This is a genomic window from Nocardia goodfellowii, from assembly GCF_017875645.1.
Classification (GTDB): Bacteria; Actinomycetota; Actinomycetes; order Mycobacteriales; family Mycobacteriaceae; genus Nocardia; species Nocardia goodfellowii.
Window position 1 is genome coordinate 1277991 of record NZ_JAGGMR010000001.1, and the last position, 13749, is coordinate 1291739.

14 protein-coding genes are annotated in these 13749 nt (G+C 67.7%); 11 read left to right on the plus strand and 3 right to left on the minus strand.

The annotated features are described in order from the left end of the window. Window positions 1-49: 49 nt before the first annotated feature. Window positions 50-2008, minus strand: coding sequence for a molecular chaperone HtpG (gene htpG, locus BJ987_RS05370; protein WP_209885224.1), 1959 nt, complete (start codon window positions 2006-2008; stop codon window positions 50-52). Between the two features lie 24 nt (window positions 2009-2032). Further along, window positions 2033-3754 (minus strand): TM0106 family RecB-like putative nuclease, encoded by a 1722-nt coding sequence (locus BJ987_RS05375; RefSeq protein ID WP_307869493.1) that lies wholly within the window; start codon window positions 3752-3754, stop codon window positions 2033-2035. 211 nt (window positions 3755-3965) lie between these two features. Here BJ987_RS05375 and BJ987_RS05380 point away from each other — a divergent pair, with 211 nt between their 5' ends. The 7 genes from BJ987_RS05380 (at window position 3966) to rraA (ending at window position 8382) form a co-directional block, all read left to right on the plus strand. Continuing rightward, entirely contained in the window at window positions 3966-4586 is a 621-nt protein-coding gene (locus tag BJ987_RS05380; protein ID WP_209885228.1) for a DUF6474 family protein, read from the plus strand. Window positions 4587-4660: 74 nt separating this feature from the next. Beyond that, window positions 4661-5134: a hypothetical protein gene (locus tag BJ987_RS05385; protein WP_209885230.1), complete on the plus strand. Its 474-nt coding sequence runs from the start codon at window positions 4661-4663 to the stop codon at window positions 5132-5134. A gap of 47 nt (window positions 5135-5181) precedes the next feature. Next, window positions 5182-5838, plus strand: coding sequence for a YcnI family copper-binding membrane protein (locus BJ987_RS05390; protein WP_209885232.1), 657 nt, complete (start codon window positions 5182-5184; stop codon window positions 5836-5838). Next, a complete protein-coding gene (locus tag BJ987_RS05395; protein ID WP_209885234.1) occupies window positions 5835-6389 on the plus strand; it encodes a copper resistance CopC family protein in 555 nt (184 codons plus the stop codon). Before BJ987_RS05390 ends, BJ987_RS05395 begins: the two co-directional genes overlap by 4 nt. 32 nt (window positions 6390-6421) lie before the next feature. Further along, window positions 6422-7315: a CopD family protein gene (locus BJ987_RS05400; protein WP_209897880.1), complete on the plus strand. Its 894-nt coding sequence runs from the start codon at window positions 6422-6424 to the stop codon at window positions 7313-7315. Window positions 7316-7352: 37 nt separating this feature from the next. Beyond that, entirely contained in the window at window positions 7353-7826 is a 474-nt protein-coding gene (locus BJ987_RS05405) for an SRPBCC family protein (protein WP_209885236.1), read from the plus strand. A 70-nt stretch (window positions 7827-7896) separates the two neighbouring features. Beyond that, window positions 7897-8382 (plus strand): ribonuclease E activity regulator RraA, encoded by a 486-nt coding sequence (gene rraA / locus BJ987_RS05410; protein ID WP_209885238.1) that lies wholly within the window; start codon window positions 7897-7899, stop codon window positions 8380-8382. 66 nt (window positions 8383-8448) lie between these two features. Here the strand turns inward: rraA and BJ987_RS05415 are convergent, their stop codons facing one another. Next, window positions 8449-8667: an RNA-binding S4 domain-containing protein gene (locus BJ987_RS05415; RefSeq protein WP_209885240.1), complete on the minus strand. Its 219-nt coding sequence runs from the start codon at window positions 8665-8667 to the stop codon at window positions 8449-8451. A gap of 165 nt (window positions 8668-8832) precedes the next feature. On the opposite strand from BJ987_RS05415, the gene lysX reads away from it, so the two are divergent. The 4 genes from lysX (at window position 8833) to BJ987_RS05435 (ending at window position 13719) form a co-directional block, all read left to right on the plus strand. Continuing rightward, window positions 8833-12195 (plus strand): bifunctional lysylphosphatidylglycerol synthetase/lysine--tRNA ligase LysX, encoded by a 3363-nt coding sequence (gene lysX, locus BJ987_RS05420; protein ID WP_372446841.1) that lies wholly within the window; start codon window positions 8833-8835, stop codon window positions 12193-12195. Window positions 12196-12331: 136 nt separating this feature from the next. After that, the gene (locus tag BJ987_RS05425) at window positions 12332-12556 is read left to right on the plus strand and encodes a hypothetical protein (RefSeq protein ID WP_209885242.1); all 225 of its coding nucleotides are present in this window, start codon (window positions 12332-12334) and stop codon (window positions 12554-12556) included. 80 nt (window positions 12557-12636) lie between these two features. Further along, a complete protein-coding gene (locus tag BJ987_RS05430; protein WP_209885244.1) occupies window positions 12637-13245 on the plus strand; it encodes a histidine phosphatase family protein in 609 nt (202 codons plus the stop codon). A gap of 111 nt (window positions 13246-13356) precedes the next feature. After that, window positions 13357-13719 carry a hypothetical protein gene (locus tag BJ987_RS05435; RefSeq protein ID WP_209885246.1) on the plus strand — a complete coding sequence of 121 codons (363 nt, stop codon included), beginning with the start codon at window positions 13357-13359 and terminating at the stop codon, window positions 13717-13719. Window positions 13720-13749: the final 30 nt, after the last annotated feature.

A 13749-nucleotide genomic window follows, 5' to 3' on the forward strand; every position in this document is an offset into this window, starting at 1 on the left:
ACGGCGAATGGCCGCCCCCGAGGGAGCGGCCATTCGTAACCAGAACTTCTCAGAGCGTGCGCGTCAGCCGGTCGGTGAGGATATGCGCGAACCGCGCCGGATCCTTCAACTCGCCGCCCTCGGCCAGAACCGCGGTGCCGTAAAGCAATTCGGCAGTCTCGGTGAGCTCGGGCACCTTGCCCTCGTCGGCGTCGTCCTTGCGGGCGAAATACGCCTCCTTCAGCCCGTTGACCAGCGGGTGTGTCGGATTCAGCTCCAAGATTCGCTTCGACTCCGGCACGATCTGACCCGACGCCCGGTACATCCGCTCCAGCATCGGCGTGAAGTCGAAGACGTCACCGACCAGACAGGCCGGCGAGGTGGTGAGCCGGTTGGTGAGGCGCACCTCCTTGACGCTCTCGTCCAGCGTCTTGCCGAGCCAGGTCAGCACGTCGGCGTAATCCTTGTCCTGCTGTTCGCGCAGCGCCTCGGAGGCCTTCTTCTCCTCCTCGGTCTCCAGATCGACCTCGCCCTTGGCGATGGACTGGAACTGCTTGCCCTCGAACTCGGTCACCGAGCTGACCCACATCTCGTCCACCGGATCGGTGAGGATCAGCACCTCGCGGCCCTTGGCCTTGAAAGCCTCGATGTGCGGGGAGGATTCGATCTGCTGCCGGCTCTCGCCGGTCATGTAGTAGATCTGCTCCTGACCCTCGGGCATCCGCTCCAGATACTGCGCCAGGGTGGTGAGCTCGGACTCGGAGTGCGTCGAAGCGAACGAGCTGACCTGCAGGATGGTCTCGCGGTTGTCGAAATCCGAGAGCAGGCCCTCCTTGAGGACGCGGCCGAATTCCTTCCAGAAGGTCTGGTAGTTGGTCTGGTCCTCGGCGTTGCGCAGATCCTTGACCGTCGAAAGCACCTTCTTGACCAGGCGCTTGCGGATCATCTGGATCTGCCGGTCCTGCTGCAGGATCTCGCGGGACACGTTGAGCGACAGATCCTGCGCGTCCACCACGCCCTTGATGAAGCGCAGGTACTCCGGCATCAGCTCTTCGCAGTTGTCCATGATGAACACCCGCTTGACGTAGAGCTGCACGCCGCGCTTGTGCCCGCGGGTGAACAGGTCGAACGGCGCGTGCGACGGAATGAACAGCAGCGCCTGATATTCGAAGGTGCCCTCGGCCTTGAGCGGGATGATCTCCAGCGGATCGTCCCAGCCGTGGCTGACGTGCCGGTAGAACTCCTTGTACTCCTCGTCGCTGACCTCGCTCTTGGGGCGAGTCCACAGCGCCTTCATGGAGTTGAGGGTCTGCTCCTCGGTGACCGTCTTCTCGGTCTTCTCCTCCCCCTCACCCTCGGTGACCGTGCGCTCCACCGTCATCCGGATCGGCCAGGCGATGAAGTCGGAGTACTTCTTGACGATCTCGCGGAGCTTCCACTCCAGGGTGTAGTCGAAGAGGTGATCGTCCTCGTCGGCCGGCTTCAGGTGCAGGGTGACCGCGGTGCCCTGCGGAGCGTCCTCGACGGTCTCGATGGTGTAGGTGGAGCTGCCCGCGGCCGATTCCCAACGGGTGCCCTCGGTTTCGCCCGCCTTGCGGGTGGTCAGGACGACCTTGTCGGCGACCATGAAGGTGGAGTAGAAGCCGATGCCGAACTGGCCGATGAGTTCTTCGGCGGCCGCCTCGGACTTGGTTTCGTTGAGTTGCTTACGCAGTTCCGCGGTGCCGGACTTGGCAAGGGTGCCGATCAGGTCGACGACCTCGGCACGGGACATGCCGATGCCGTTGTCCCGGACCGTCAGGACCCGCGCCTGCTTGTCGACCTCCAGCTCGATGTGCAGGTCGGAGGTATCGACATGCAGATCCTTGTCCTTGTAGGACTCCAGCCGCAGCTTGTCCAGGGCGTCGGAAGCGTTCGAGATCAGCTCCCGCAGGAACGTGTCTTTGTTGGAGTAGACCGAGTGGATCATCAGCTCGAGGAGCTGATGCGTCTCGGCCTGGAACTCGAGTTTTTCGACGTGCTCTGTCACGCCCGAAATATTAGCGTCCCCGACTCAAGGTCCGACACGGACCGTGAAATCTTCCAGGCCGGGAACTTCCAGGTCCGCGCTGTGCGCCGTCGGCTCTTTCGGGCACATCCATTCGCGCAGCACCATGGTGGCGCGCACGTCGTCCTCGTTGTACTCGAGCAGCCGGGTGCGCTGGGACATGTCCGGCGCACCGTCGTATCCGACCGCCAGGCGATACCAGCTCATCGACGCCTCGCCGCCGGCCTCCGGATCACGCCAGGCGAACCCCGCGACCGGCGCGATCTTCTTCAAACCCTTACCGGCCGGGCAGATGAACTGATCGGAGACGGCCTGGAACATGTCCACCCATTCCGGGCCGTCGACGAACGCGCGGATCTGATCGACCGTCGGCACACCCGGCTGACCGGCGAACCGGCGCGCCGACTCGTAGAGCCACTTGTCCTCGGCGGTGCGCGAATAGCAGTAGGCGGCAAAGGTTTTCCCGGCCATGGCGGCCTCGGCACGCACCTGCATCAGCCAGGTCCAGAACTCGGCGAAGGAGCGGCCCTCGTCTTCGGTGGGCAGCGGATCCCAAGTGACGAACGGGCGGTACACCCCGTCCAGCAGCGTGCCCCACAGATAGGCGCCGTATTCCTGGTAGCTCTCCAAGTCGACATCCACCTCGACGTCGGCGCGCTTCACCCACACCCGGTCCACCCGGCGCACCAGCGGCGCGTTCGCGATCCAGGCGCGGGCGGTGACGACCGCCTCGTCGAACGGGCCGTGCTGCCAGTCGTCGGGATCCTCGCCGGTCCAGCCCGCGAGGTCGTCGATGGTCTGCACACCGTGCGCGCGCAGCACTTCCGCGCGCGAACCCGGCGCGACCAAGCTGACATCACGGTGCTCGGCCAGCCAGTCGGCGCAGCTGCTCAACCCCGGCGCGGCGCGGTTCCACCACGGGCACTGCCGGCACTCCGGAACCTTCGACGGAATCGTCGGCAGTTCGCCGCGCACCACGGCGATGCGATCGGCGTAGCGGTGGTCGTAATCGTCGAGCAGCGGGCCGATCTCGTGCACCAGGATCCGATCCAGGTGATAACCGATGACACCGCCGACCAGCGCCGGACTGGCCAGGCCGTGGCGCTGCAGCATCCGGTAGAGATGCGCGAGCCGCTGCTGATCGCGGGGCTGCTGGCGGAGCTTGCGGGTGGGATCGGGTTTCGGATCCCACCTGTACGGATCGGAGGTGATGGGGTGGAAGTCGGCGGGTTCGGGACGCCGCGGGTCGGTGACCTTGTGGTTGACCACGATGATCGGGATATAGCCGCCGCGGTCCAGATCGCGCAGCAGGATTTCCGCGCCGCCGCGTCTGCCGGTATCGGCTTCCTGCGGTAGCAGAGCGCCCCAAATGTGATGTGTCGCGGCCTCGCAGGCCGCCATCGTGGCTTCGGCGCGGGCGCGGGCGGGAAGCGTGGGATCGATGACGACCCAGCTGCCGGGATCCGCGGCGATCAAGGCGTCGCGCACCCGGTGCCGATGCGCGGCGGCGGCCTCACGGCGCTGGCGCACGCCCGGATCCTCCACCACCCCGGTCAGCTCGCGGGGAAAAGCGGCATCCAGATGCAACCGATGGCGGCAGCCGATCAACGCGCGCGCATCGATGTAGGCGACCGGAACACCGTGGTCGGAGGCAGCGATGCCCGCCGGCCGAGCCGCGGCCGAAGCGTCGTTGTTGCGACCGTCGCGGTCATCGATGCCCGAATACACATACGCAAGTATGGTCCCTACCCCTGACATGTCCCGCAGCTGTACCCACTGGCGGTGTTCCCCGGACCGCCGCGGACGACATGCTCGGGTTCACCCGATGGCAGCGGAGCCCAGGGAACCGATAGGGTACTGACAGACCGTGTGACATGGGCGGACGGGCGTTTGTGCACGTCGATCCGCCATGGCGAACCAGCATGACGGAGGGCCTTCGATGGGGTTGTTCACGAAGCGCAAGCGGCGGCCGAGCCGCCGGGCCGAGGCGAAAGCCCTCAAGCACAAGGCCGCGTTGGAGGCCAAGTACGGGGCGAAGATCACCCGCAAGGCCAAGCGCGCGGAAACTCGCACCCAGCGCGAGGTCGCGAAGGCGCAGATCGCCGCGTTCCAGGCCGAGGAGAAGGCCGCCCAGAAGCTGGCGGCCAAGGCCGAGCGCGACCCGTTCAGCGCGGCCCAGGTCCGCAAGTATCTCGGCGTCGCCCGCATCCTGGTGCCGGTGCTCGCGCCGCTGGCCTACCGCGCCGCCACCATGGTCCGCGCCCAGCTCGACGCCCGCCGCGCCCAGCAGCTCGGCATCGGCATCGACCAGCTCGGCGATTTCAGCGGGCACGGCGGGAAGTTGCACGCCCGTATCGCGAATATCGAAGCGAGCCTGACGAAAATCACCGATCAGGGTGAGTTCTCCCTGGCCACCCGCGATCGCCTGGACAGCCTCAGCGCCGCCGTGCGCACCGCCGAGCAGATGCCGGCCGCGCGCCGCCGCGCCGTGCACACCTCGATCGCGCACGAACTGACCACCATCGAAACAGAGGTGCTGGCCCGCCTCGGCGTGAGCTGACCGGTCCGGTGGTCAGCGGTCGCCGTGGCGATGTGACGCCGCAACGGGTTTCGACCGGTTCGGTTGTCGGTGCGATGAGCGCCGCACTCGCTATCGCCGCGCATGGGGCGGCGGGCGGCGCTTTCCCCGATTCCGTGGAAGCCACCTTGGTCTTGCTGGTCGCCGCGCTCACCGGTGGCGCCGCGGCGGCGGCGCCGGCCGGCCATCGTCGTGCCGGTGTGCTCGCCATGCTCGCCGCGGGCCAATATGCCGGTCACAGCGTGCTTTCCGGCCTGCATTCGCATGCTCACGAAACCACCGCGACGCGGCTGCCCGGCTGGTGGATGCCCGCCGCGCACGTGGTAGCCACGCTGGTCTGCGCCGCGCTCATCCTGCTGGCGCAGCGGTTGTATCTCGTTGCCTCGGGCGCGATCCGGCGCGTGCTGACGCGGCCGCACAGCCTCCGGCGCACTAGCTCGAGCGCCGGCTGGCCCGCCCCGGCCCGCGTTTCCTACCGCTTCTCTCCGAATGGCGCGATCGGTCCGCGCGCGCCGCCGGTCCCGGCCTGATTCACCGCACCGGTTCCGCATTTCATTCGGAGAGAAAGTCTTTCATCATGCGTAGTTCTGTTCTGCGTGCCTGCGGCGCGGTGGTCCCCGCCGTCGGCCTGGTATTGCTCGCCGGCGGTCCGGCCGCCGCACACGTCACCGTGGACGCTCCGGGCGCCCAGCAGGGGAAGTATTCGGTCGCGACCTTCCGGGTGCCGACCGAATCGGACACGGCCTCGACCACCGCGCTCACCGTCACCCTGCCGAACCTGAAAAGCGCTCGTAGCGAGCCGATTCCGGGCTGGACAGTCAAGGTCGAGAAGAACGACAAGAAGGAAGCCGTCGCGGTGACCTGGACCGCGGATCCCGGTAATCCGGGAGTCGGGCCGGGTCAGTTCCAGCGCTTCGTGCTGTCGGTGGGCCCGCTGCCCAAACAGGAGACGGTGTCCTTCCCTGCCAAGCAGACCTACAGCGACGGCAAGGTCGTGGCCTGGGATCAGCCCGCGCACTCCGACGGCTCCGAACCCGAACACCCCGCGCCCACACTGACTTTGGCGGCCGGCCAGGACGACACCGAGAACGGTCACAAGGTCGACGACAGCGCGGCGAGCGCACCGGAGGCCACCGACGACACCGCCCGCTGGCTCGGCGGCGCCGGCCTCGCGCTCGGCATTCTCGCGGTCGCGCTCGGCCTCGGCAATGTCCTCCGTGGACGCAAGTCATGAAGCGCGCCATAAGCACTCGGGTACTCGGCGCACTGGGCGCGGGCCTGCTGCTGCTCGGCTTCAGTGTGGTCGGCGCGGGTTCCGCGGCGGCGCACTCCGCGCCGATCGCCAGCGTGCCCGCCGACGGAGCCAGCATCGACGCCAGCCCAGGCAAGGTCTCCATCACCTTCAACGAGGAGCTGCAGCCCACCTTCCAGTCCCTGACCGTGGTGGGCCCGCCGGACCGCAACCTGTGGTCCAAGGGGCAGCCGGTGGTGGCGGGCAACACCATCAGCATGGAGGTCGGTGATCTCGGTCCCGCCGGGGAGTACACCGTCGCCTTCCGGGTCACCTCCGCCGACGGCCATCCGGTCAGCGGCACCCGGACATTCACGCTGACCAAGGCCGGTACCGGCACCCCTGGTCCGCGCGCGGACGCCAAGTCGACGGGCACCGGCGACGAGGGGGACGGCGGGATTCCGCTGTGGGTCTTCATCGCGGGTGCGGTCGTGCTGTTCGGCGGCGGTCTCGCGTTCGCGCTGTTCGGCGGCAGAGGCAAAGCCCAGAAGTGAGTGGCGTCAGCGGCGGCCGGGACGCGGGCACGATGCTGTTGCTCGTCCCGGCCGGGCTGCTCGGCGTCGTCCTGGCCTGGGCGCTGGCCGATCAGGATTCCGCGACCGCGGAGGCAGCGGTTCGGATGCTCGCCGACTGCCTCGGCGCGACGGTGCTCGGCCTGGCCGCCCTGCCGCGGCTGCACGAACGGCTCGACCCACCGTGGCGGCCGTTGGCCGTGCTGGCCGGACTGTGGTGCCTCGCCGAGGCCGTGCTGCTCGTGTTCGATGCGGCGGAGGTGGTGGGCGTGCCCGTGCGGCAACTCCGCGCGGGCCAGTTCGGCACCTTCCTGACCGATCTCAGTGGCGGGCAGATCGGCATCGCGGTCCTGGTCGGTACCGCGGTGGTCGCGGGTTACGCGGCGTTGTCGTTCCGGCGTCCGGATTCGGCGTCCACCGATCTGGTGCTCGTCTTCGCCGCTGTCGCAGCGGCGTTGCGGCCGATCACCGGTCACATGTCCCAGCAACCGTTCGGGTCGGTGCTGGCGGCGGTGCACGCGCTCGCGGCGGCGGCGTGGTTCGGTCTGCTCGTCGCCCTGGCGCTGGTCGTGCGCACCCGCGGGGCGTGGGCGGTGGTGCTCCCCCGCTATTCGACGCTCGCGCTGCCGTTGGCCGCCGCGGTCGGCGGCACCGGCCTGGTCAACGGTTTGGTGCGGGTGGGCGGTATCACCCCGCTGGTGACCACCGGATACGGCCGCATTCTGCTCGCGAAAGCCGTTGTGCTGATGGGTCTGCTGGCCCTGGGCTGGTGGTGGCGGCGCACCTGGGTGCGCCGGGCCGCCGACCATCGGATGACCGCGATAGCGTCGCTGCGCCGGGCGGTCGGCGAGGTCGTGGTGATGGCTTTCGCCTTCGGTTTGGCGGCCACTTTGGCCGTCACCGCCTGAAGAGCAACCCGCTATAGAACCAGTTACAGTGGCCCGCATGACCGAAGTCAAGATCATCGAACCCTGTGCGGCATCGGCCGAATCCGCGTTCGCGTACCTGAACGACTACCGCAATCTGACCAAGTTCCTGTACGGCATCCAGTCGTTCACGCCGGTCGGCGCGCAGGTCGAGGGCATCGGCGCGGCGTTCGACGGTCACGTGAAACTCGGTCCCGCCTCACTGAAGTCGCGCGTCGAGGTGGACAAGTGGGAAGAGAACGCCGTCATCGGCATCACCACCATCAAGGGTTTCGAGATCCACTCCACCTTCCGGTTCCACCCGAAGGGCGACGGCCAGTGCACCATCGACGCCGTCGTCGACTACCGGGTGCCGGGCGGTCTCGCCGGTAAGGCGCTGGGCCGCACCATCGAGCCGTTCGTGAAGATCGCGGTCAAGCACACCACCGAGAACCTGATCAAGCAGATCGCCGAGTTCCACGCCGCGCGCGCCGAGCAATCCGACGCCCACTGACGGACGGCGCAGCGGCCCGAGGAGTGCCGTGGCAGCACTGCGACCCAGGTCACAGGCCTAAGCTGACCCCATGACCGAATCGAATGTTGTTGCCACCGCGGACCTCGCCGACGAGATCGGCCCGGACATTCGCAGCTGTGATACCCAGTTCATTCAGTTCGGCGGACGCGAGGCGTTTTCCGGCCGGATCACCACCATCCGCTGCTTCCAGGACAACCTGCTCGTCAAGCAGACGCTGAGCGAGCCGGGCAACGGCGGGGTGCTGGTGGTCGACGGCGGCGCCAGCGTGCACACCGCGCTCGTCGGCGACATCATCGCCGGCCGGGGCGTGGACAACGGCTGGGCCGGTGTCATCGTCAATGGCGCGGTGCGGGATTCGGCGATCCTGCGCACTCTCGACATCGGCGTCAAGGCGCTGGGCACCAACCCGCGTAAGAGCACCCAGACCGGCAGCGGCGAGAAGGATGTGCCGGTCGAGTTCGGCGGCGTCACCTTCACGCCGGGCGACATGCTCTACAGCGACCACGACGGCGTCGTGGTGCGCGCGGAATCGTGAAAGCACGACTCGGGGAGTGACCTGTTCGCGGCCGTCGCAGCGGCCGCGCACACACGGTGCCGCCGGTTACACCGAGACGATGGCCCGGCGGCCGGCGAGGGTGACGACGTCGCCGACGACCAGTTGCCGTCCGCGCCGTAGTTCCACTTCGTCGTTGACTCGGACCAGACCGTTGGCGATCACGGTCTTGGCCTCGGATCCGGAATCGATCAGGTTGGCCAGCTTCAGAAACTGGCCGAGCCGAATTCCCTCGTCCTCGATCGGCACTTCGACTGGATCTGACATGGCTACATGCTTACCTTGCCGCCGAACCGACCGGAACGCCCACCCCCACGCAAGGCGCCGCCGATCAGCCACCGTGACGACCGACACGCTTGTGGGACGCGCCGAGTGCCGACATCCCGGGCGGTGATGGCGGCTCGGAGCGGCCGGACCGTACACACTGGTTCGGTGACTTCCACGCAAGCCGGGCACCGCAGCACCGAACACCCGCCTGAAAGATCGAATCCCGCTGTCCCGCGGCGTTCCGCCACCCCGTCGGCTACACCCACTGCCATCCCCCATCGCGGCCACGGACGCCTCACCGACGTCCCGCATGTCACCGCGACCTTCCTGGGTGTGTTCGCGGTTATCTGTTTTCTGTGGAGTCTCTCCCCCGGCTTCCGTTTCCTGACCCACGTACCACGGCACTACATCGACGACTTCTATATCGACGCGCCCGAAACGAACCTGATGTGGGCGCTCATCGTCGGACTGCTGGCCGGTGCGGTCGCCAGCCGGAAACGCATCGCCTGGTCGCTGCTCGTCGGCTACCTGGTGCTGTGGTCGGTGGCCAATGCGCTCGACTTCGCCACCAGCGGCAGCATGCACGCCCTGGTGGCGCTGGTCGTGCACGTCATCGTGCTGGGTGTGCTGCTCGCGGCGTGGCGGGAGTTCTACACCCGGGTGCGCTCCGGGGCGGGCTGGAAAGCGCTGGGGGTGTTGGCGGGTGGGCTCGCGGCCGGTTGCCTGCTCGGCTGGGGCCTGGTGGAACTGTTCCCCGGCACACTGCCGACCGGCTGGCAGCGTCCGGGCTGGGCGGTCTACCGGGTGACGGCCGCGGTGCTGGTGGACAACGAGCATTTCGACGGCCGCCCACACCAATTCGTGAACTTCCTGCTCGGCCTGTTCGGCGCGATCGCGTTGCTGGCGGCGGTGATCGTGCTGCTGCGGTCGCAGCGCGCGGACAACGCGATGACCGGAACCGACGAATCCGCGATCCGCGGGCTGCTGGAACGCTCCGACGTCGAGGACTCGCTCGGCTACTTCGCCACCCGCCGCGACAAGGCGGTGGTGTTCGCGCCCAGCGGCAAGGCGGCGATCACCTATCGCGTCGAACTCGGGGTCTGTCTGGCCAGCGGTGACCCGATCGGCATCCGCGAGGCCTGGCCGCAGGCGATCGACGCCTGGCTGCGCCAAGCCGACCAGTTCGGCTGGGCGCCGGCGGTCATGGGCGCGAGCGAACTGGGCGCGACCGCCTACCGCCGGGCCGGGCTCTCGGCGCTGCGGCTCGGCGACGAGGCCATCCTCGACACCCGCGGCTTCTCCCTGGCCGGGCCGGAACTCAAGCAGGTCCGCCAGGCGGCGAACCGGTTGCGCAAACACGGTGTGACCGTGCGGATCCGACGCCATCGCGACATTCCGGCCGAGGAGTTCCCGCAGGTGATCGCGCGGGCCGACACCTGGCGGGACACCGAGACCGAACGTGGTTTCTCCATGGCGCTGGGCCGTCTCGGTGACCCGCTCGACGGCGACTGCCTCCTCGTGGAAGCGGTGAACAGTCACGATGACGTGCTCGGCATGCTTTCGCTGGTGCCCTGGGGCCGCACCGGTGCGTCGCTGGAGCTGATGCGCCGGGATCCGAACGGACCCAACGGCGTCATGGAGCTGATGATCTCCCAGCTGGCGCTGACCTCCGAACAGCACGGCATCACCAAGGTGTCGTTGAACTTCGCGGTGTTCCGGTCGGTGTTCGAGGAGGGTGCGCGGATCGGCGCCGGACCGGTGCTGCGGATGTGGCGCGGTGTGCTGCTGTTCTTTTCGCGATGGTGGCAGCTGGAAGCGCTGTACCGGTCGAATGTGAAGTACGGCCCGCACTGGGTCCCGCGGTTCTTCCTGTTCGAGGAGCGCCGGCATCTGCCTCGCGTCGCCCTCGCCAGCGCGCTGGCCGAAGGGTTCCTGCCGCGACTGGGACGCGACCCCGAAACCGTCGCGCACACCGGTTTGCACAGTGCCGTACCGCCGACCATGACGGGTCTGCACGCCGACGGCAGCGCGCCGGAACCGCCGGAACTCGAAGTGGAGGAACAACTCCCACGCCGGCCCGAGCAGGTCCGGGTCCGGATGGACAAACTCGACCGGCTCAACGCCGCGGGCGTCGACGCCTACCCCACCGCCTATCCGCCGACGCACACCGTGGCGGCGGCCCGGCGCTCACCGCGCGGCACCACAGTCCGAATTTGCGGCCGGCTGTTGCGGATTCGCGACTACGGCGGCGTCATCTTCGCGGTGGTGCGGGACTGGTCCGACGATATCCAGCTGGTCATCGACCGGGACCGGGTCGGCGCGGAACGCAGCGCCGAGTTCACCGAGTTCTTTGACCTCGGCGATCTGATCGAAGTGAGCGGCAAGATCGGCACCAGCCGCCGCGGCGAGCTATCCCTGCTGGCCGCGGACTGGCGGATGAACGGCAAGTGCCTGCATCCGTTGCCGGACAAGTGGAAAGGGCTCTCCGACCCCGAAGCGCGGGTGCGCCAGCGCTACGTCGACATGGCGATCAATCCGGAAACCCGGGAGATCCTGGCCAAACGCAGCGCGGTGGTGCGCTCGCTGCGGGACTCGCTGAACGCCCTCGGCTACCTCGAGGTGGAGACGCCGATCCTGCAGCAGGTGCACGGCGGCGCCAACGCGACACCGTTCGTCACCCATATCAACGCCTACGATCTGGACCTGTACCTGCGAATCGCGCCCGAACTCTATTTGAAGCGGCTGTGTGTGGGCGGCATGGAGAAGGTCTTCGAATTGGGCCGCACCTTCCGCAACGAAGGCGTGGACTTCAGCCACAATCCGGAATTCACGATCCTGGAAGCCTATGAGGCGCACAGCGACTACCAGCGGATGATGGACACCTGCCGTCAGCTGATCCAGCACGCGGCGATCGCGGCCAACGGGAAGATGGTCGCGCTGCGCCCCGGCGCGGACGGCACCTTCGACGAGGTCGACATCTCCGGTGACTGGGCGGTGAAGACCGTGCACGGCGCGGTGTCGGAGGCCATCGGCGCCGAGATCACCCCGGAGACGACCGTGGCGGAACTGCGCGAACTCTGCGACAAAGCCGAGGTGCCCTATCAGCACGGCTGGGACGCCGGTCAGATCGTCCTGGAAATGTATGAACACCTGGTCGAGTCGCGTACCGAGGAACCCACGTTCTACATCGACTTCCCGACGTCGGTGTCCCCGCTGACCCGCGCGCACCGCAGCATTCCCGGTGTCGCGGAGCGCTGGGATCTGGTGGCGTGGGGCGTGGAATTGGGTACGGCCTACAGCGAACTCACCGATCCGGTGGAACAGCGCCGCCGGCTCACCGAGCAGTCCGTGCTCGCGGCCAACGGCGACCCCGACGCCATGGAATTGGACGAGGATTTCCTGCAGGCGCTGGAACACGCGATGCCGCCGACCGGCGGCCTGGGGATGGGTGTGGACCGGGTGGTCATGCTCATCACCGGGCGCAGCATCCGCGAAACGCTGCCGTTCCCATTGGTCAAACCGCGATGAACGTTAACGGGAGCGCGTAGATTTCAGAGTGAGATTTCGCATCGGAGAACTACGCACATCGGACGAAAGCACCGTCTAATGTGGGAAACTCGGCCCCGGGAGGAGGCCGTTTCACCTTCGACAAGGGGATGGATATATGTACCTCGACCTGCTGACCAACGCGACCCTGCTGGACCACGCGGTGTGGGCCAACCCGGACACCCTGCTGGCGTCCGATACCTACACCCAGGCCATGGAGCTTGCCGCCAAGAAAAAGAAGAAGGGCGGCGGCGGCCTCATCTTCGGCCTGATCTGCCTGCTCGTGGTCGTCGCGATCGCGGTCGGCGGCTACCTGCTCTACAAGCGCAGCAAGAAGAACTAGTCTTCCCCGCTGCCGCTCGACCGGCCCGTGTCACCCGACCCGGGCCGGTTCTGTTTGTCCGCTTGCGGCAGAGTGGTGGTGTGCAGTTGATACTCGTCCGCCATGCCCAGCCGCTCCGCGTCGTCAACGCCACCGGCCCCGCCGATCCGGAGCTGTCGCCGATCGGGCAGGAGCAGGCCGAACGAGTGCCCGCCGCGCTGAGCCAGCACCGCGTCAGCCGGATCTTGAGCAGCCCGCAGCGCCGCGCCCGGGACACCGCCACCCCGCTCGCGAGCAAACTCGGGTTGTCCGTCGAAATCGTCGACGACCTCGCCGAATACGATCGCGACCTGCCCGCCTACATCCCGATCGAGGACGCGAAGACCGAATTCCAAGCGACCTACGAGCGGATCAAAGCCGGTCACCTGCCCGAACAGATCGACGGCCCGGCCTTCATCCAGCGGGTGCGCGACGCCATCACCGAGATCGCCGCGAACACCGACCCGGCCGACACCGTCGTCGCCTTCGCGCACGGTGGCGTGATCAACGTGCTGCTCCAGGAAGTGCTCGGCCTGGCCCGCCCGCTGACCTTCCCGATCGACTACTGCTCGATCACCCGAATCCTGTTCTCCCGCACCGGCCGCCGCACCGCCGCGACCGTCAACGAGAACGGCCACGTCTGGGATCTGTTGCCGCGCAACCTGAAGTGATCACTCCCAGCTGATTGCCAGCTTCATCCCATCGTCATCCCAGCGTCCGAACCTTTGATAGGTCCGGTGAGCCGCCGCGAGGCGCTCACCGTCCCAGAGAAAGGAACCGACGTGCAATCCGACAAAACCACATTCCGTCGCCGCACCGCCCGATTCGTGGTGGCCGGTGCCCTGATCACCGTTCCGCTCAGCGCGTTCGCCGTCACCGCCCACGCGCAAACCGCCACCGACGCCCCCGTGGAATTCGAGACGACCACCGTCGCCGGCGAGGCGACCCCGGAAGCCACCGAAATCCACGACCGCCGCCCCGACCACCCCGGCCGTCCCGGCCAAACCATCATCATCCCCGGCCCCGACGCCCACCCCGGCGGCCCCCGCATCGAGCACCGCGAGTACCGCGAGGATCCCGGCCCCGACCACGGCCCGCGGATCTTCCACCACCGCCCGTCCACCGGCTCCGCCAGCATCAGCTAGCAGTGAAAAGGCCCGCCTCCCCTCAGGGAA

Coding starts and splice junctions, on each gene's coding strand:
- BJ987_RS05380 (WP_209885228.1), top strand. CDS start 3,966: ATGGGGTTGTTCACGAAGCGCAAGCGGCGGCCGAGCCGCCGGGCCGAG.
- BJ987_RS05385 (WP_209885230.1), top strand. CDS start 4,661: ATGAGCGCCGCACTCGCTATCGCCGCGCATGGGGCGGCGGGCGGCGCT.
- BJ987_RS05390 (WP_209885232.1), top strand. CDS start 5,182: ATGCGTAGTTCTGTTCTGCGTGCCTGCGGCGCGGTGGTCCCCGCCGTC.
- BJ987_RS05395 (WP_209885234.1), top strand. CDS start 5,835: ATGAAGCGCGCCATAAGCACTCGGGTACTCGGCGCACTGGGCGCGGGC.
- BJ987_RS05400 (WP_209897880.1), top strand. CDS start 6,422: ATGCTGTTGCTCGTCCCGGCCGGGCTGCTCGGCGTCGTCCTGGCCTGG.
- BJ987_RS05405 (WP_209885236.1), top strand. CDS start 7,353: ATGACCGAAGTCAAGATCATCGAACCCTGTGCGGCATCGGCCGAATCC.
- rraA (WP_209885238.1), top strand. CDS start 7,897: ATGACCGAATCGAATGTTGTTGCCACCGCGGACCTCGCCGACGAGATC.
- BJ987_RS05415 (WP_209885240.1), bottom strand. CDS start 8,667: ATGTCAGATCCAGTCGAAGTGCCGATCGAGGACGAGGGAATTCGGCTC.
- BJ987_RS05425 (WP_209885242.1), top strand. CDS start 12,332: ATGTACCTCGACCTGCTGACCAACGCGACCCTGCTGGACCACGCGGTG.